The organism is Collinsella sp. AF23-4AC (genome assembly GCF_003462685.1).
In the GTDB taxonomy this organism is placed as follows: Bacteria; Actinomycetota; Coriobacteriia; order Coriobacteriales; family Coriobacteriaceae; genus Collinsella.
The window spans coordinates 135,145-152,096 of sequence record NZ_QRVE01000002.1 but is presented as its reverse complement, the minus strand read 5'-3'; the positions used below and the strand labels follow the sequence as shown (position 1 = coordinate 152,096).

Here is a 16,952-nt window from a genome sequence, read left to right as displayed (position 1 = left end):
CGCTGCAAGTTCCGCACGAGCCGAAGAGCACTTAATGTGCTCTTCGTGCGAGCAGGACTGTCCGCAGCAGCGAGTAAAGGTAAGAACGCCCCGTCCCAACCCAGCTAACAAAGGAGCTGATATGTGCGATTGCACAGATCATAAGGACGAGATCCCTGCATACGACGCGCAGGCCATTGAGTCCAGGTGGATGAAGGCTTGGGAGGATTCCAACCTCTTTGCTGTCGACACCGACGTCAGCAAGCCCAAGAAGTATGTGCTCGAGATGTTCCCGTATCCGTCGGGCGACCTGCACATGGGCCACGCGCGCAACTATACCATCGGCGATGCCATGGCCCGTCAGGCCCGCATGCGCGGCTACGACGTGCTGCATCCCATCGGCTTTGACGCCTTTGGCCTGCCCGCCGAGAACGCCGCCATCAAGCACAACACGCAGGCTGCTGCCTGGACGTACAAGAACATGGACCAGGCGCTCGCCACGATGAAGCGCATGGGCTTTTCCTACGATCTGGATCGCATGGTCAAGACCTGCAGCCCCGACTACTACCGTTGGGGTCAGTGGATCTTTGAGAAGTTGTGGGAAAAGGGCCTGGTCTACCGCAAGAAGAACCCGGTCAACTGGTGTCCCACTTGCAAGACCGTTCTGGCCAACGAGCAGGTCACCGAGGGTAAGTGCTGGCGCTGCGGCACCGAGCCCGAGAAGCGCGACCTTGAGCAGTGGTACTTCAAGATCACCGAGTACTCCCAGGAGCTGCTCGATGATCTGGAGAAGCTCCCCGGCTGGCCCGAGCGCGTCAAGCAGATGCAGGCCAACTGGATCGGCCGCTCCGAGGGCGCCGAGGTCGACTTTACCCTGTGCGACCAAGATGGCGAGCCCATCGAGGGCGACGAGGGCAAGATCACCGTCTTCACCACGCGTGCCGATACGCTCTTTGGCGTGTCCTTCTTTGTCCTGGCTCCCGAGTACGCCGGCCTGCACGAGCTCGTCGAGGGCACGGAGTACGAGGAGGCCGTCACCAAGATCGTCGAGGACGCCAAGCATATCTCTGCCGTCGAGCGTGCCCAGGGCACCCTCGAGAAGCACGGTGCCTTTACCGGCCGCTACGTGGTGAACCCCGTCAACGGCGAGAAGGTCCCCGTGTGGGTTGCCGATTATGTCGTTGCCGACTACGGTACCGGTGCCGTCATGGCCGTTCCCTGTGGCGACCAGCGCGACTTTGAGTTTGCCCGCAAGTACGACCTGCCGATCGTGCCGATCATCCTGGACGATGACGATCGCGCTGCCGTCGAGGCCAGCGGCGAGACCATCGATACCTTCCATGCCGAGACCGTCGACTGGGATTGCGCTCACGCTGCCGAGGGCACGCTCGTCCAGTCCGGCAAGTACACCGGCATGCGCGGCGGCAAGCACTCCGAGGGCGAGGCTGCGATCGTGGCCGACCTCGAGGCCATGGGCTGCGGCCGTCGCAAGGTCGAGTTCCGCCTGCGCGACTGGCTCATCAGCCGCCAGCGTTATTGGGGCAACCCCATCCCGGCCATCCACTGCGAGCACTGCGGCATCGTGCCCGTGCCCGAGGATCAGCTGCCGGTGACGCTGCCCGAGAACCTGGACCTGGGCGCCGGCGAAACCCTCGCCGAGTGCAAGGAGTTCTACGAGACCACCTGCCCGGTCTGCGGTCGCCCGGCCAAGCGCGAGACCGATACCATGGACACCTTTACCTGCTCCAGCTGGTACTACCTGCGCTATACCGACCCGCACAACACCGAGCTGCCCTTCTCCAAGGAAGCCGCCGACCGTTGGATGCCCGTCGATAACTACATCGGTGGCATCGAGCACGCCATTCTGCACCTGCTCTACAGCCGTTTCTTTACCAAGGCCCTGCGCGACCTGGGTCTGCTGAGCGTGGACGAGCCCTTCACCAACCTGCTGTGCCAGGGCATGGTCAAGGACGAGAACGGCGACACCATGTCCAAGTCCAAGGGCAACGTCGTGCCCCCGAGCTCGGTCATCGAGCCCTACGGCGCCGACACCATGCGTTTGGCGATCCTGTTTATCGCCCCGCCCGAGAAAGACTTCGACTGGGATCCCAAGGCCGTTGAGGGTGCCAATCGCTTCATCAAGCGCGCCTGGCGTATCGTGTGGCAGCTCGTCCAGTCCGGCGACGCCAACGTGGCCTTTGACAAGTCCGCGCTCGACGAGGTTGCGATGAAGCTCTATCGCGAGCGTCACCGCACCATCGCCAAGTGCACCGAGGACTTCGATCGCGGCCAGTTCAACACCGCGATCTCGGCCGTCATGGAGCTCGTCAACGCGGCGAGCGCCTACCTCAACGCCACCGAGGGTGCTACCCGCGACAAGGCGCTGTGCTACGGCGTGGCTAAGGATATCGTGAGCGTCCTTGCCCCCATCTGCCCGTTCTGGGCCGACGAGCTGTGGCACGAGGCCCTCGGCTGCGAGGGCAACGCCTACACCGCCGCCTGGCCCGAGTTCGACCTGGCCGAGTCCGTTGAGGACACGGTGCAGATCGTGGTCCAGGTGCTCGGCAAGGTCCGCGGTCGCGTCGACGTTGCCCGCGATGCCTCCAATGAGGATATGCAGGCTGCCGCCGAGGCCGCCGTCGCCAAGTGGCTCGAGGGCAAGACGGTCGTTAAGGCCATCTGCGTGCCCGGCAAGCTGGTCAACCTGGTGGTCAAGTAAGCACTGCGTGCTTAACTGACGCATAAAAGACGGGGGGGCGATCCGGCTGGGTTGCCCCCCGTTTTGTTTTGTCTGCCCAAAGCGCCTGCGGTCAATTGTCCTATTCTTGTGGAGAAGCTGTGCGCACGCTGACCTGCAGATTCGTACTGTGCTTGCACGTTTCCGCAGCTATTGGTATAGTTTGCTTGCAAATGAAGTTGTAATTGAAAGAAGTGGGGTTTCGGCCCCGCTTCTTTTTTGTATGGATGGAGGTGCCGCAATGGTCAAGACCAAGACCGAGCAGGCGATCATCGACGCGCTCGAGGCCGTCGCCCCCCAGCACGATGTCGACATCGTCGACGTCGAGCTCGTGGGCGCCACCAAGGCCCCCTGCGTGCGCGTGCGTATCGAGGGTGCCGAGGGTCAGAGCCTGTCGCTCAACGACGTCACGGCCAATACCAAGTGGGTCGGCGACGTGATTGAGGAGCTCGACCCCATCTCTTCGAGCTATACGCTCGAGGTGTCGAGCCCGGGTATGGCGCGCCCGCTGCGCCGCCCGAGTGACTTTGCCCGCTTTGTGGGCGAGAACTGCGAGCTCACCTCCACCGCCACCGAGGGCCGTCGCAAGTACGCCGGCAAGATTGCCGCCGCCACCGAGACCGACGTGACCCTCGAGCTCGAGGACGGCGAGTCCGTCACCCTCGATTTCTCTGATGTTAAGAAGTGCAAGTTGAAGCCCACCTACGACTTCAAGCCCGCGAAGGAAGGAAAGTAAGATGGCAGCATCCGACATGATGTCCGCCCTGATGGAGCTTTGCCAGGAGAAGCACATCGACCAGCTCTACCTGATCGACCGCCTGGAGCAGTCGCTCGCCAAGAGCTATGCCGAGATCCTGCATCTTGAGTGGGGCGCCAAGGTGACCATCGACCGCACCACCGGCAAGATCTACGTCTACCGCCTGGAGCCGATCGACGATTCCATGGACGAGGAGGGCAACTTCACCGAGTTCGAGGAGATCGACGTCACCCCCAAGAATACGAGCCGCATCGCTGCCCAGCACGCCAAGGCCGAGATCAACGCAATCGTGCGCAACTCCGCCCGCGAGCAGATCTACGAGGAGTTCTCCGGCCGCATCGGTGACCTCATCAGCGGTACCGTGCTGCAGTCCACGCCTGACTTCACGATCGTCAAGATCCGCGAGGGCGTCGAGGCCGAGCTTCCGCACTTCGATCAGCGTCGTTACGAGAACGAGCGCAACGAGCGTCCGATGGGCGAGCGCTACCTGCACAACCAGCACATCAAAGCCGTGATCATCGACGTTCGCGACCCCAATTCCAACCTGCAGCCGGTTCGCGGCGAGCACAGCCGTCCGCCGATTGTCATCTCCCGTACCCACCCCGAGCTCATGCGTCGCCTGTTTGAGCAGGAGGTGCCCGAGATCTATGAGGGCACCGTCCAGATCAAGTCGATTGCCCGCGAGCCCGGTCAGCGCTCCAAGGTCGCCGTCCACTCGCTCGACGACCGTCTGGATCCCGTGGGCGCCTGCGTCGGCCCCAAGGGCAGCCGTGTTCGCGCCGTCGTGGGCGAGCTCCGTGGCGAGCGCGTCGACGTCATCCTGTGGGATGCCGATCCTGCCGTCTACGTCGCCAACGCCCTGTCGCCCGCTAAGGTCACCCGCGTCCTCATCGACGAGGAGAAGGCCTACGCCGGCGTCATCGTGCCCGACGACCAGCTGTCCCTCGCCATCGGCAAGGAGGGCCAGAACGCCCGCCTCGCCGCGCGCCTGACCGGCTGGCACATCGACATCAAGTCCGAGACGCTTGCCGCCGACATCCTCAAGAACGTTCCCGTTCACGAGGAGCCCGCCGCCGACCTGATCGGTGACGAGGAGGACGAGGACGTCCGCCGCTGCGAGTACGTGTCCGAGGACGGCATCCAGTGCCGCAACCAGGCTCGTCCCGGCTCCCGTTTCTGCGGTGTCCACGACACCGACGCCTTCGATGATGCGGAGGACCTGATCTAGCGCGCGGTCGCGCCGGGCGGGTCCCGGCGCATCTCCCACGCTCGTTCAGTCTCTAGGCACCCAAGGTGCCAGAAAGGGTAGGTGAAGTCATATGGCAAAAGTCCGTGTGTCCACCCTGGCCAAAGAGTTCGGCATGACCTCCAAGGAACTGATGGGTCATCTCGCCGATATGAAGATTCCCGCTAAGTCCGCTTCCTCCACCTTGGAGGACGCCTACGTTGCCATGGTCCGCAAGCAGCTCGCCTCGGTGATCGAGGCCCGCGCTCAGGAAGTCGAGGCCGCCAAGCAGGCCGAGGAGCAGGCAGCCGCCGCCGAGGAGGCCGCACGCGCCGCCGAGGCCGAGCGCGAGCGCATCGCCGCCGAGAAGGCACGCGAGGAGGAGCGCCGCCAGTTTGCCGCAGCCCAGGCTGCCGAGGAGGCTGCCCGCGCCGAGGCCGAGGCCAAGAAGAAGGCCGAGCAGGAGCGCCTTGCCCGCGAGAAGGAGGAGGCTGCCCGCGAGGCCCAGCGCCGCGCCGTTCCCGCTTCCGACTCCGGTTCGCGCTTCCGTTCGCTGCTTGACCAGATCGCCGCACAGGAGACCGTGCTCAAGGAGAAGAAGGACGCCGAGGACAAGGCCAAGGCCGAGCGCGCCGCCGAGCGCGGTAACCGTCGTGGCGGCAACAACGACCGCCGCGGTGGCCGTCGTAACGATCGCAACGCCTCCGACAACAACTCCGAGCGCAACGCCTCCGAGAGCCGTCCGCACAGCCATCGCACCAACGCCAGCAACAACGTCGCTGCCGGCATGGACTTCCCCAACCCCGATAAGCAGGGCAAGGGCAAGAAGCGCAAGGGCGGTCACAACAACGAAGAGGACCACTACAGCCGCATGGCTCGCGAGGCCGAGGAGTACAGCCGCGAGAAGGTACTCGAGGAGGCTCGTGCCGCCGTCGAGGAGGCCTCTCGCGAGTCCACCGGTCGCCGCAAGAAGCGCAAGGAGAAGCGCGAGCGCGAGGCAGCAAAGGCTCAGGAGGAGCGCAAGATAGAGGAGGCATTGGCGCAGGGTGTGAACCCCGAGGAGCTCGATGCCATCAAGGTCTCCCAGGGCGTTACCGTCCAGGAGCTTGCCGAGGCGCTCGACGTTCCGGCCAACGACATCATCAAGCGCCTGTTCCTGCTGGGTACGCCGCTTACCATGACTCAGTCCATGTCCGACGACCTCGTCGAGCTCGTCGCCGACGACCTGGGTCGTCAGATCAAGATCATCACCCCCGAGGAGGAGAACACCTTCTCGTTCTACGACGATCCCGCCGACCTTAAGCCGCGCGCCCCGGTCGTTACCGTCATGGGCCACGTCGACCACGGTAAGACGTCGCTGCTCGACGCCATCCGTCACACCGGCGTTGCTGCCGGCGAGGCGGGCGGCATTACGCAGGCCATCGGCGCTTCGCAGGTCATGATCAACGACCGCAAGATCACCTTCATCGATACCCCGGGTCACGCCACCTTTACGGCTATGCGTGCCCGTGGCGCCAAGGTGACCGACATCGTCATTCTGATCGTGGCTGCCGACGACGGCGTCATGCCCCAGACCATTGAGTCGATCAACCACGCCAAGGCCGCCGGCGTACCCATCGTCGTCGCCGTCAACAAGATCGATAAGCCGGGTGCCAACCCCGACCGCGTGCGCCAGGAGCTCACCGAGTACGGCATCATCCCCGAGGAGTGGGGCGGACAGAACATGTTCGTCAACATCTCGGCCAAGCAGAAGATCGGTATCGACGACCTGCTCGAGACCGTGCTGCTCCAGGCAGACGTGCTCGAGCTCAAGGCCAACCCGGACACCTTTGCCTCGGGCAACGTCCTCGAGGCCAAGCTCGACAAGGGCCGCGGCTCGGTCGCTACCGTGCTCGTGACCCGCGGAACCCTGCATGTGGGCGATACGCTGGTCGCTGGCCTTACCTACGGCCGCGTCCGCGCCATGCTCGACCCCAAGGGCAACGCCGTCACCGAGGCCGGTCCCTCCGACGCCGTCGAGATCCTGGGCCTGCAGTCTGTGCCCAATGCCGGTGACGAGTTCCGCGTGTTCGAGGATGAGCGCGAGGCTCGCGCCCTTGCCGACGAGCGTTCGCTCAAGGCCCGTATCGAGGAGCAGAGCCGCGTCAAGCACGTCACGCTCGAGAACCTCTTCGAGACCATCGCCGACGCCGAGGTCAAGGAGCTCAACCTGATCATCAAGGCCGACGTCCAGGGCTCTATCGAGGCCCTTCAGGACTCGCTCGACAAGATGGATCAGTCCGAGGTTCGCATCAACACGATCCACTCCGCCGTCGGTGCCATCAACGAGACCGACGTCGTCCTGGCCGACGCCTCCAACGCCATCATCATCGGCTTTGGCGTCCGTCCCGACGGCAAGGCCCGCTCCGCCGCTGAGCGCGAGGGCGTCGAGATCCGTTGCTACGACGTCATCTACAAGTGCCTCGAGGACCTCGACGCTGCCCGCATCGGCATGCTCAAGCCCACCGAGGTCGAGGTCTCCACGGGTACTGCGACCGTCCTGGACACCTTCAAGGTGCCCAAAGTCGGTATCGCCGCCGGTGTCCGCGTCGAAGAGGGCGAGATCGCCGCGACCGATTCCGTGCGCCTGGTGCGCGACGGCATCGTGGTCTTCAACGGCAAGATCGCCTCGATGCGCCACTACAAGGACGAGGCCAAGAGCCTCAAGAGCGGCTCCGAGGGCGGTATTGGCCTGGAGAACTTCCAGGACATCAAGCCTGGCGACACCATTGAGGGCTACCGTATCGACCAGGTTGCCCGTACCGAGTAGGGGGTAGCGCTATGAAGCAAACGCAGGCAACCCGCCGTCTGGGCGAGCAGCTTCGCGAGAAGCTCGGTTATATCCTGCTCTTTGAGGTTTCCGATCCGCGTCTCGACCTGGTCACCCTGACCGCGGTCGAGGTCGCGGTGGACCGTTCGTTCGCGCGCGTGTACGTGTCGTGCGACGCGAGCCGCTACGACGAGGTCATGGAGGCGCTCGCCAGCGCCAAGGGCCGCATCCGTAGCCTGTTGGCCCGCTCGCTCGATTGGCGCGTCACGCCCGAGCTCGATTTTCGCATCGATCGCTCGACCGATGAGGCCGAGCGCATCACTCGTGCGCTGGAAAACGTTCCAGCCACGCTTGCGATCGAAAAGGACGAGGACGGCTACCCCATAGCGGATGCCGCCCAGGAGGCAGCTTTAGATGAGTAATTCCGCCGACCTCGCATCGTGCGAGTCTGCAGATATTCAGCGACGCATCCTCGAGCTCATCGAGGGTGCGTCCTCCATTGCGATTTCGGGACATACGTCTCCCGATGGCGACGCCCTGGGCTCCGTGCTGGGTCTGGGCTTATCGCTTATGAAGTTTTTCCCCAACAAGGACATTGCCCTGCTGCTGGCAGACGATGACCCGGTTCCGCGCATCTACCGCTTTATGGAGGGCGCCGACCGTCTGGTGCCGGCATCTGCGTATACCGGCAATCCGGACCTGTTCATCTCAGTGGACGTGCCGGTCGTCGAGCGTCTGAATAACTCCGCCGAGGTGCTCCGCCGCTCGTCCCATGTGGTGTGCTTCGATCATCATCCGGCGCGTGAGGAATTTGCCGAGCTGAGCCTGAGGTGCGTTGGCGCCGCGGCCTGCGCCATGATCATCGACCGCTTTTTGGACAATTGTGGCATTGTGGCTCGCGATGGTGTCGCGACCTGCTTGCTGTGCGGCCTGGTGACCGATACCGGTCGTTTTCAGTATCAAAACGCCGATGCCGCCGCGTTCCATGCCGCCTCGCGCCTGGTCGCTCACGGTGCCGATCCGGCGCGCGTTGCGCTCGAGGTCTACCAGAGCATGCGCGTCGAGTTCTTGCATCTTAAGTCCATCGTTATGGGCCGCATCAAGACAGTGGCCCACGGGCGCGTCGCGTATAGCTACGCGTACCAGAGTGACCTTGAGGCTTGCGGTGTCACCTCGGATGAGTGCGACGGCCTGGTTGACGTGGTGCGCTCGGTGATGGGCGTCGAGGTCTGCCTGTTCCTGAAGGGTATCGAGGGCGATACCAAGGTGCGCGGCAACCTGCGCTCCAAGGGCGACCTCAACGTGTCCGAGATTGCTGCTGCCTTTGGCGGAGGCGGACATTCCGCTGCCGCCGGTTTCTCCAACAACGGAACGATTCTCGAGACGCTCACCGTGGCACTTCCCATGCTGGCCGAGCTGGTAGGGGAGGATCCCGCTTCGGTGACCGTCGAGCTTTAACTTTTTGGATGGTACATGGCTCGTCGTACGCCTTCTCAACTGAATATGCTGCTCGCCGTTGATAAGCCGGTGGGCTGCACGTCCCACGATGTGGTCTCGCAATGCCGACGCGCCCTCCATGAGCGGCGCGTCGGCCATGCCGGCACGCTCGACCCCATGGCATCCGGCGTCATGGTGGTGGGCGTGGGCCAGGCTACTCGTCTGCTGGGTATGCTCACGCTCGATACCAAAAGCTACGTTGCCGACATCTCGTTTGGTGCCGAGACCAATACCGATGACGCGGAGGGCGAGGTGGTCCGCACGGTGGCTGTTGCCAACGAGCTCCGCGATCCTGCCTATGCCCGTGAGCGCTTAGCCGTCATGCTGGGTCCGCAGATGCAGGTGCCGCCGGCGTTTTCGGCTATCTCGGTCAATGGCGTTCGCGCCTACAAGTCTGCTCGCGAGGGCAATGCGGTGGACCTACCTCCGCGCCCTGTCGAGGTCTATGCCGCCGACCTGATCGCCGTGGGCGGCGAAGGTGATACGTGTGTGTGGACCGTGGCGTTCTCGGTGAGCAAGGGCACCTACATTCGTGCGCTCGCTCGCGACCTGGGCCGCGTCTGCGAGAGCGCCGCGCACATTTCCGCGCTGCGCCGCACGGCTTCCGGTGTTGTTTCCATTGGCGCCTGTCATGCGGTGGAGGAGCTTTCTCCCGAGTCCGCCGCTGACTTTGCCCTGGACCCCATTGTGGCCCTGGGCGCCACGCGTGTTGACTTGCCGGGCAATCTTGCCGACGACCTTCTCTGCGGCCGACGCATTCCCGTTGAGCGTGCGCTTGCCGATTTCGATGCCTCGAAGGTGCCGTTTGCGCTGGTGCTCGATGGGGGACTCAAGGCGCTCGCCCGCATTGAGAGTGGCCGCTTTGTTATGGAGCACGTGTTTCCGCAGGCAATCGGCGGTGTTCGATGATGTTGTCCGCTCGCGAGCTCGCGCGTGTCTTTTTCGCGAGCGAGTCGGACGAGGCTCGCATCGTTACTGCCGATACGTTTGATGAGTGTGAGCACTTGGGTGCCGCATCGATTGCCATCGGCGTGTTCGACGGCGTTCACCGTGGACACCAGGAACTCATCGAAGCGCTTGTCCGTGATGCACGTGCCCATGGCTGTAGGGCGGTCGTGGTTACCTTCGATCCCGACCCGGACGTTGTGGTGAGCCTTTTGCCCGCTCAAAAATTGATGACGACGGCCGACCGTCTGCATGCCTTGGCTCAGACCGGGGTCGATGCGGTGGTGGCCGTTCCCTTTACACCAGAGGTTGCGGCACTCGACCATGTTGGTTTTCTCACACTGTTGTCGCGCGTGGTCGACATTCGTTCGATTCGCGTTGGCAGCGACTTTAGGCTGGGTCGCGGCGGTGCTTCTGGTGTTGCCGAGATGCGCGCCTGGGGTTCCGAGCACGGCGTTGACGTGTATGGCCACGACTTGCTTTGCGAGGGCGGTGAGGCCATTTGCGCCACCCGCATTCGTCATGAGCTGGGACAGGGCCATGTGGAGCTTGCTGCTGGGTTACTCGGCCGTCCGTATATGGTGCGTGGCGGTGTTATTCGCGGCCGTCACGAAGGTTCTGGCATGGGCTTTCCCACGGCAAACCTACAAGTTCCCGATGGTATTCAGGTGCCTGCCGATGGCGTGTATGAGGGTCTGGTGCTGGTCAATGACGCCGTGTGGCCCGCTGCCGTGAACGTCGGCCTGCCGCCAACGTATGCTGACGATGCAGCATCTGCGCATCTCGAGGCTAATTTAATTGGTTATACGGGCGACCTGTACGGCGTTTCCCTTTCGCTGGCGTTTACGCGCTGGCTGCGTCCGTCGCGCGTGTTCGATTCGTTGGATGAGTTGATCGCGGCCGTCGAGGGTAATATCGAGGACATTCGTCACAACTTGGGTGAGCAGGGGGTGAGCATCCGTGATTAGCGATGAGGAAAAAGACCAGGTCCGCGCTGCGTCCGACCTAGTTGCCATCGTGCAGGAAACGGTTGAGCTCAGGCCTCGCGGCCATGAGTTTTGGGGCTGCTGCCCCTTTCATGGCGAAAAGACGCCGTCCTTCCACATTATTCCCGCCACGCAGGTGTGGCATTGCTTTGGCTGCGGCGAGGGTGGCGACGTCTTCACCTATATTATGAAGCGCGAGAACCTGAGCTTTCCCGAGTCAATCCGTTATTTGGCCGATCGCGCGGGTATTGAGCTGCATGACACTGGAGATCGCCGCGAGCGCGGTACCAAGCGTGCCCGCATCTATGATCTGTGCGCCGAGACCGCCCAGTTCTACCACACCATGCTTATGCGCGGCAAGGACGGCCGTCCGCGCGAGTACTTTGCCAGCCGCGGTATGGGCGGTGATGTCTGCCGCCGCTACTGCCTGGGCTTTGCGCCGGGTCGCAACGCGCTGGTCTCGCATCTGTCACAGGCGGGTTTTACCCCGCAGGAGATGATCGACGCCAACGTGGCCGTGAGCCGCGGGCGCGGGCAGCTTGCCGACCGCTTCTACGACCGCGTGATGTTTCCCATCTTTGATGAGCAGGGTCACAACATCGCCTTTGGCGGTCGCATCATGGGAGACGGCCAACCCAAGTACCTCAATACCGCCGAGACGAGCGTGTTTCATAAAAAGCGAAACCTCTACGGCTTTAATTGGGCCAAGGAGTTTATCGTCGCGCAGGATACCGCCATCGTGGTAGAGGGCTATACCGACTGCATCGCCTGTTGGGAGGCGGGGATTAAAAACGTCGTCGCTACGCTGGGCACCGCGCTCACGGAGCATCACGTCAAGACGCTCACCCGCTTTGCCAAACGCATCGTGTATATGTTTGACGGCGATGCCGCGGGCCAGAAGGCCGCCCGTCGCGCGATTCAGTTTATCGAGCAGGATTCGATGGACCTGCGCTGCGTGGTACTGCCCGACGGCAACGATCCCATGGAGTTCATCACGGCGCATGGTGGCGAGGCGCTGCAGGCGCGCATCGACGCGGCCGAGCCGCTTATGGACTTTGTTTACCGTTCGCTGCAGGAGTCGAGCGACATCACCACGCCAGGCGGTCGCGCCAAGGCGCTGGAAGATGCGCTGACGCTTATCTATCCGCTGCGCGATAGCTATATGATCGACACGTACTTTATCCAGATTGCCGACCTGTTGGGTTTGGATCTGGAGACCGTGCGTGCGAGCTCGGGCCGTGTGTTTCGCGATGTCGCCAAGCGCGAGGATGCGGAACGACGTCGTGAGCAGAACTATGAGCGCCAGCGGGCACAGGCTGAGCGGTCCGGTAGCGCGGGCGGTCGGTCGTCTGGTTCGCAGGGAACATCTCGTGGTGCTTGGGCGTCGGGCGCGACGCCGCCGGTGTCCGCGCCGGTCGAAGAAGAGCCGTACGACTACGTCCCACTCGATGCCTACGGTGCCACGCCGGTCGAGGTCGTCGACGACCTGCCGCCGATCGATGCGCCTGACGGTATGGGCTCTACGCCTGCCGGTGCCCCGGCAGACGCCTCGGCCCCTATGGTTTTGACAGATCTAGAGCGCAAGTCCTTGGCAGGGGAGCGCGAGCTGCTGACCATGCTCACGAGCTACCCCGACCTGTTCCGCACGTATGCCGACCGCATCTGCTCCATCGAGTGGGTCGACCCGCGCCACGAGTCCATCGCATGGGCCGTACTGGCGACGCCGCCGGGCACCGACCCCACGGCGTGCATGGATGCGGCGCGTGCGGTGTGTCCCGAGGCGGCAACGCTTGTGAGTACCGGGCGCATCTCGGCGACGAGCAAGCACCCCACCGAGACGAACATCGTGTTTATGCTCGATACGCTCGAGCTCTACACCATCAAGCGCCGCATGCGTGCCGCACAGGCCAAGCTGCGCCAGGACCGTTCGCTCGATGATGAGGCCCGTCGTGCGCTGACCGTGCAGGCCGCGCAGGATTCGCAGCGTCAACGCGAGCTGCAAAAGTCTATCGGCGGCGTGGCGGACCCGTTCCGTTTGATCGGCTTGGAGGCCGCAGGCACCGAACAAGCCTAGATGTTGTGGTCAACCAGCGTATTCTCGCCTATATCCAGTTCTCTTTTTGGGTATAGACGTCAATGTGTGTGCTAAAGTATTGAGTCCTGTGGACTATGAAGGGAGAATCTGTGCCAAAAAAGACTGAGAGCACGGGTACTGGGCTGGAATCCTACGTTGCAAAGCTCATGGGCAACGGCTCAAACAGGACTTCGGTAACCGAGGACGAGATTCAGGTCGCCCTGAAGGATATCGATGTTTCTGACGAGCAGCTCACCGCGGTGTATTCCGCGCTGCGCAACAGCGGCATCCAGATTATCTCCGCGAGCGGTAACGACGACGCCCCCATGGACGTCGACGATGACGATAACGATACCGATACCGATGATTTCGATGACGACGACGAGCACGATTCCGGCTCGCTCGACGATCATGAGCTCAAGATGGCCCGTCAGGCCGACGCCGAGATGGGTTCTTCCAAGAGCAAGAAGAAGCGCACCGTGCGCACGTCCCGTTCACGCTCCCGCGTGCGTGGCATCGATGCCTCCACGGTGATGCTGACCGGCGATCCGGTCCGTATGTACCTCAAGGAGATCGGCAAGGTCGACCTGTTGACTGCCTCCGAAGAGGTCGATCTGGCCATGAAGATCGAGGCCGGTCTCGAGGCCACCGAGAAGCTCGAGGCTGCCGAGTCAGGCGAGCTCGAGCTCACGCGTGCCGAGATGCGTCGTCTTACGCGCATTGAGAACGTGGGCCTCGAAGCCAAGCAGGCACTCATCAGCGCAAACCTGCGTCTGGTCGTTTCCATCGCCAAGCGCTATGTCGGTCGCGGCATGCTGTTCCTGGACCTGATCCAGGAGGGCAACCTCGGTCTGATCCGCGCCGTCGAGAAGTTCGACTACCAGAAGGGTTTTAAGTTCTCCACGTACGCCACGTGGTGGATCCGTCAGGCCATCACGCGCGCTATCGCCGACCAGGCCCGTACCATCCGTATTCCCGTGCACATGGTCGAGACCATCAATAAGCTCGTCCGCGTGCAGCGCCAGCTTCTCCAGGATCTGGGCCGCGACCCGACCCCCGAGGAGATCGGTGCCGAGATGGACATGAGCGCCGACCGCGTCCGCGAGATCCAGAAGATCTCGCAGGAGCCGGTGTCGCTCGAGACTCCCATCGGCGAGGAAGAGGATTCCCAGCTGGGCGACTTTATCGAGGACTCCCAGGCCATCGTTCCGCCCGATGCGGCCAGCTTCTCCATGCTGCAGGAGCAGCTCACCCAGGTGCTCGACTCGCTTGCCGATCGTGAGCGCAAGGTTATCGAGCTGCGCTTTGGCCTTGTCGACGGACATCCCCGTACGCTCGAGGAAGTCGGCCGCGAGTTTGGCGTCACGCGCGAGCGCATCCGCCAGATCGAGTCCAAGACCCTGGCCAAGCTCCGTCACCCGAGCCGTTCGAGCAAGCTCAAAGACTATATCGAAAGCTAGTCAAGCAAGAAGCGCCCTCAAGCACATCCGCTCGGGGGCGCTTTCATGTAGTCGTTGGGGACGTTCTTAAACGACTAGGTCGGAAAAATTCTCAAAAAAGTTCTTGCCCTGAGCTGATTCGTCCGTATAATAAATTTCGTTGCTTGAGAGCACGCACCTATTCCTCGGTAGCTCAATGGTAGAGCACGCGGCTGTTAACCGCGCTGTTGTAGGTTCGAGTCCTACCCGGGGAGCCAGGTTGTAAAACCCGTCGCTTATGCGGCGGGTTTTTTTATGCCGCGACCACTTGACTCGAACGTTGCCATATCAACATTTCGTGTCGAGGATGTAATCCCGCGACCCACCACCTCAACATGGCGCGGTCGTTGTAGAATATTGCAATGATTGCTCCCACGAGATGGTGCCGCGAGCACCAGATAAGGAGATTCTTGTGTCTGAGACCATTAACGGCAGCCTGAGCGTCTCGAACGACGTTATTGCCGATATTGCCGGCTATGCCGCGATGACGTGCTATGGCGTTGTCGGTATGGCTGAGCAGCTCCAGGGCGCCGAGAGCGTGCGCCTGCTTGCCGGTCAGCGCCTCCGCAAGGGCGTGCTTGTCTCCGCCGACGAGAACGGCCTTACGGTCGATCTTCACGTCGTGCTCGAGAACGGCGTCAACATGAAGTCCGTCTGCCACAATCTTTCGAGCTCCGTTGCCTTCACTCTGCAGGAGATCGCCCAGATCGATCCCGCCAGCCTTAAGATCGGCATTCACATCGACGCGCTCAAGAGCCGTCTGAACTAGCATCCGAACACGGAGATTTCACCACTCATGATTGCAAAGACCATTCGCACCTGTTTTCCGATCGCTGCGGCTGCTGTTTCCGACAAGGCCGAGGAGATCAACAAGCTCAACGTCTTCCCCGTACCCGACGGCGACACCGGTACCAACATGTCGCTCACGCTCGCTTCGGTGACCAAGGAGCTCTCTGCCCTTCCTGCCGACGCCGACATGGAGGCCATCGCCGGCGCCATCACCCACGGTTCCCTTATGGGCGCCCGTGGCAACTCCGGTGTCATCACCTCGCAGATTCTGCGTGGTGTGGCCGAGGGCCTTGTCTCTGCCGATGAGCCCATCACGTCCGCTAACATCGCCTATGCGTTCCGCCGAGCCGTCAAGGTTGCCTTCCAGGCCGTCCGCAAGCCCATCGAGGGTACGATCCTCACGGTGCTGCGCGACGTCTCGACCAAGGCAGACGAGTGCGAGAAGAAGAAGTTCTCGGCCGAGGACGCGCTCGACGCCATCGTCGTCGAGGCCTACCAGTCCGTCGCCCGCACGCCCGACTTGCTGCCCGTCCTCAAGGAGAACGGCGTGGTCGACTCCGGCGCCTTTGGCTTTGCCATCTTCCTTGAGAACTTTGTGGCTGCAGCACTTGGTCGCAGCACCGTTGTCGAGGATTTCTCCGCTACGTTTGACTCCGCCGGCTCTGCCCGCGATGCCGCTCTTGGCCGCGTTGAGATCGAGGCCAATGACGACTGGGAGGGCTCGGAGTTCCGCTACTGCAACGAGTTCCTCTTTAAGGCCGACGCTCCGTTTGACGAGGACGAGTGCCTTAAGTTCCTGGGCTCCATGGGCGACTGCGAGCTGCTCGTGGGTGCCTACCCCGACTACAAGATCCACGTGCACTCCAACACCCCCAACCTGGTGCTCGAGCACATGCTGCAGCTCGGTCAGATCTATGAGGTCTTTATCCACAACATGGAGATGGAGGCCCACGACCGTACCGCCAAGATTCACGAGGACCAGGAGAAGGCCGCCGAGCCCGCGAAGGCCCTGGGCTTTGTCGCCGTTGCCGCTGGGTCCGGCGAGGCAGACATCCTCAAGTCTCTCGGCGTCGACGTAATCGTGTCTGGTGGTCAGACCATGAACCCCTCGACTGCAGACCTGCTGGGCGCCGTCGACCAGGTCAACGCGACCTCGGTCATCATCCTGCCCAACAACGGTAACATCCGCATGGCTGCCGAGGCCGCTGCCTCTGCCTGCACCGATAAGAAGGTCGCCGTCGTTCCCACCAAGACCGTTCCCCAGGCGTTCTCCGCGCTGTTCGCCGTCCTGCCCGATTCCGAGCTCGAGGACGCCGTTGCCGCTATGGTCGACGCCATCAGCGAGGTCCGTGATGGCGAGGTCACCCGTGCCGTGCGCGATTCCAGCGCCTCCGACGGCTCGCCGATTCACTCCGGTGACGTCATGGGTATCATTGCCGGTTCCATTGACGTGGTCGGCTCCGATGTGAAGCAGGTCACGCTCGATTGCATCAACCGCATGCAGGAGGAAGAGGAGGGTGACGCGCTGACGATTCTGGCCGGCGAGGAGCTTTCCGACGAGGCCTTCCAGGAGATCGTCGACGCCATCGAGGAGGCTCAGCCCGATCTGGAGATTGACGCCCATCGTGGCGAGCAGCCGCTCTATCCCGTGATCTTCTCGATCGAGTAGGCATCTG

General features: G+C 62.6%; 12 protein-coding genes and 1 tRNA gene. All 13 read left to right on the top strand.

What is annotated here, in order from left to right:
• The first annotated feature begins 121 nt into the window (after positions 1-121).
• The gene (gene leuS, locus DWY05_RS02345) at positions 122-2,698 is read left to right on the top strand and encodes a leucine--tRNA ligase (protein ID WP_117820284.1); all 2,577 of its coding nucleotides are present in this window, start codon (positions 122-124) and stop codon (positions 2,696-2,698) included.
• A 259-nt stretch (positions 2,699-2,957) separates the two neighbouring features.
• Positions 2,958-3,452 carry a ribosome maturation factor RimP gene (gene rimP, locus DWY05_RS02340; protein ID WP_089571694.1) on the top strand — a complete coding sequence of 165 codons (495 nt, stop codon included), beginning with the start codon at positions 2,958-2,960 and terminating at the stop codon, positions 3,450-3,452.
• 1 nt (position 3,453) lies between these two features.
• Complete coding sequence (gene nusA / locus DWY05_RS02335; protein WP_006234042.1) at positions 3,454-4,701, top strand: transcription termination factor NusA; 1,248 nt, start codon at positions 3,454-3,456, stop codon at positions 4,699-4,701.
• Positions 4,702-4,792: 91 nt separating this feature from the next.
• Complete coding sequence (infB, locus tag DWY05_RS02330; RefSeq protein ID WP_117820283.1) at positions 4,793-7,507, top strand: translation initiation factor IF-2; 2,715 nt, start codon at positions 4,793-4,795, stop codon at positions 7,505-7,507.
• A gap of 11 nt (positions 7,508-7,518) precedes the next feature.
• A complete protein-coding gene (gene rbfA / locus DWY05_RS02325) occupies positions 7,519-7,929 on the top strand; it encodes a 30S ribosome-binding factor RbfA (RefSeq protein WP_117647311.1) in 411 nt (136 codons plus the stop codon).
• Positions 7,922-8,965 carry a bifunctional oligoribonuclease/PAP phosphatase NrnA gene (locus DWY05_RS02320; RefSeq protein WP_117820282.1) on the top strand — a complete coding sequence of 348 codons (1,044 nt, stop codon included), beginning with the start codon at positions 7,922-7,924 and terminating at the stop codon, positions 8,963-8,965. The genes rbfA and DWY05_RS02320 overlap by 8 nt, the downstream gene beginning before the upstream one ends.
• Positions 8,966-8,980: 15 nt before the next feature.
• Entirely contained in the window at positions 8,981-9,913 is a 933-nt protein-coding gene (gene truB, locus DWY05_RS02315; protein ID WP_117820281.1) for a tRNA pseudouridine(55) synthase TruB, read from the top strand.
• A complete protein-coding gene (ribF, locus tag DWY05_RS02310) occupies positions 9,910-10,917 on the top strand; it encodes a riboflavin biosynthesis protein RibF (RefSeq protein WP_233503954.1) in 1,008 nt (335 codons plus the stop codon). The genes truB and ribF overlap by 4 nt, the downstream gene beginning before the upstream one ends.
• Positions 10,910-13,009 carry a DNA primase gene (gene dnaG, locus DWY05_RS02305; RefSeq protein WP_117820280.1) on the top strand — a complete coding sequence of 700 codons (2,100 nt, stop codon included), beginning with the start codon at positions 10,910-10,912 and terminating at the stop codon, positions 13,007-13,009. The genes ribF and dnaG overlap by 8 nt, the downstream gene beginning before the upstream one ends.
• A gap of 110 nt (positions 13,010-13,119) precedes the next feature.
• On the top strand, positions 13,120-14,469 hold the full coding sequence (gene rpoD, locus DWY05_RS02300; RefSeq protein WP_117820279.1) for an RNA polymerase sigma factor RpoD: 1,350 nt from the start codon (positions 13,120-13,122) through the stop codon (positions 14,467-14,469).
• Positions 14,470-14,630: 161 nt separating this feature from the next.
• Positions 14,631-14,705: transfer RNA gene (locus tag DWY05_RS02295), tRNA-Asn, on the top strand.
• A gap of 161 nt (positions 14,706-14,866) precedes the next feature.
• Positions 14,867-15,256: an Asp23/Gls24 family envelope stress response protein gene (locus tag DWY05_RS02290; protein WP_187361832.1), complete on the top strand. Its 390-nt coding sequence runs from the start codon at positions 14,867-14,869 to the stop codon at positions 15,254-15,256.
• A gap of 27 nt (positions 15,257-15,283) precedes the next feature.
• Entirely contained in the window at positions 15,284-16,945 is a 1,662-nt protein-coding gene (locus DWY05_RS02285; protein ID WP_117765715.1) for a DAK2 domain-containing protein, read from the top strand.
• The last annotated feature ends 7 nt before the right edge of the window (positions 16,946-16,952 follow it).

Coding starts and splice junctions, on each gene's coding strand:
- leuS (WP_117820284.1), top strand. CDS start 122: ATGTGCGATTGCACAGATCATAAGGACGAGATCCCTGCATACGACGCG.
- rimP (WP_089571694.1), top strand. CDS start 2,958: ATGGTCAAGACCAAGACCGAGCAGGCGATCATCGACGCGCTCGAGGCC.
- nusA (WP_006234042.1), top strand. CDS start 3,454: ATGGCAGCATCCGACATGATGTCCGCCCTGATGGAGCTTTGCCAGGAG.
- infB (WP_117820283.1), top strand. CDS start 4,793: ATGGCAAAAGTCCGTGTGTCCACCCTGGCCAAAGAGTTCGGCATGACC.
- rbfA (WP_117647311.1), top strand. CDS start 7,519: ATGAAGCAAACGCAGGCAACCCGCCGTCTGGGCGAGCAGCTTCGCGAG.
- DWY05_RS02320 (WP_117820282.1), top strand. CDS start 7,922: ATGAGTAATTCCGCCGACCTCGCATCGTGCGAGTCTGCAGATATTCAG.
- truB (WP_117820281.1), top strand. CDS start 8,981: ATGGCTCGTCGTACGCCTTCTCAACTGAATATGCTGCTCGCCGTTGAT.
- ribF (WP_233503954.1), top strand. CDS start 9,910: ATGATGTTGTCCGCTCGCGAGCTCGCGCGTGTCTTTTTCGCGAGCGAG.
- DWY05_RS02290 (WP_187361832.1), top strand. CDS start 14,867: ATGGTGCCGCGAGCACCAGATAAGGAGATTCTTGTGTCTGAGACCATT.
- DWY05_RS02285 (WP_117765715.1), top strand. CDS start 15,284: ATGATTGCAAAGACCATTCGCACCTGTTTTCCGATCGCTGCGGCTGCT.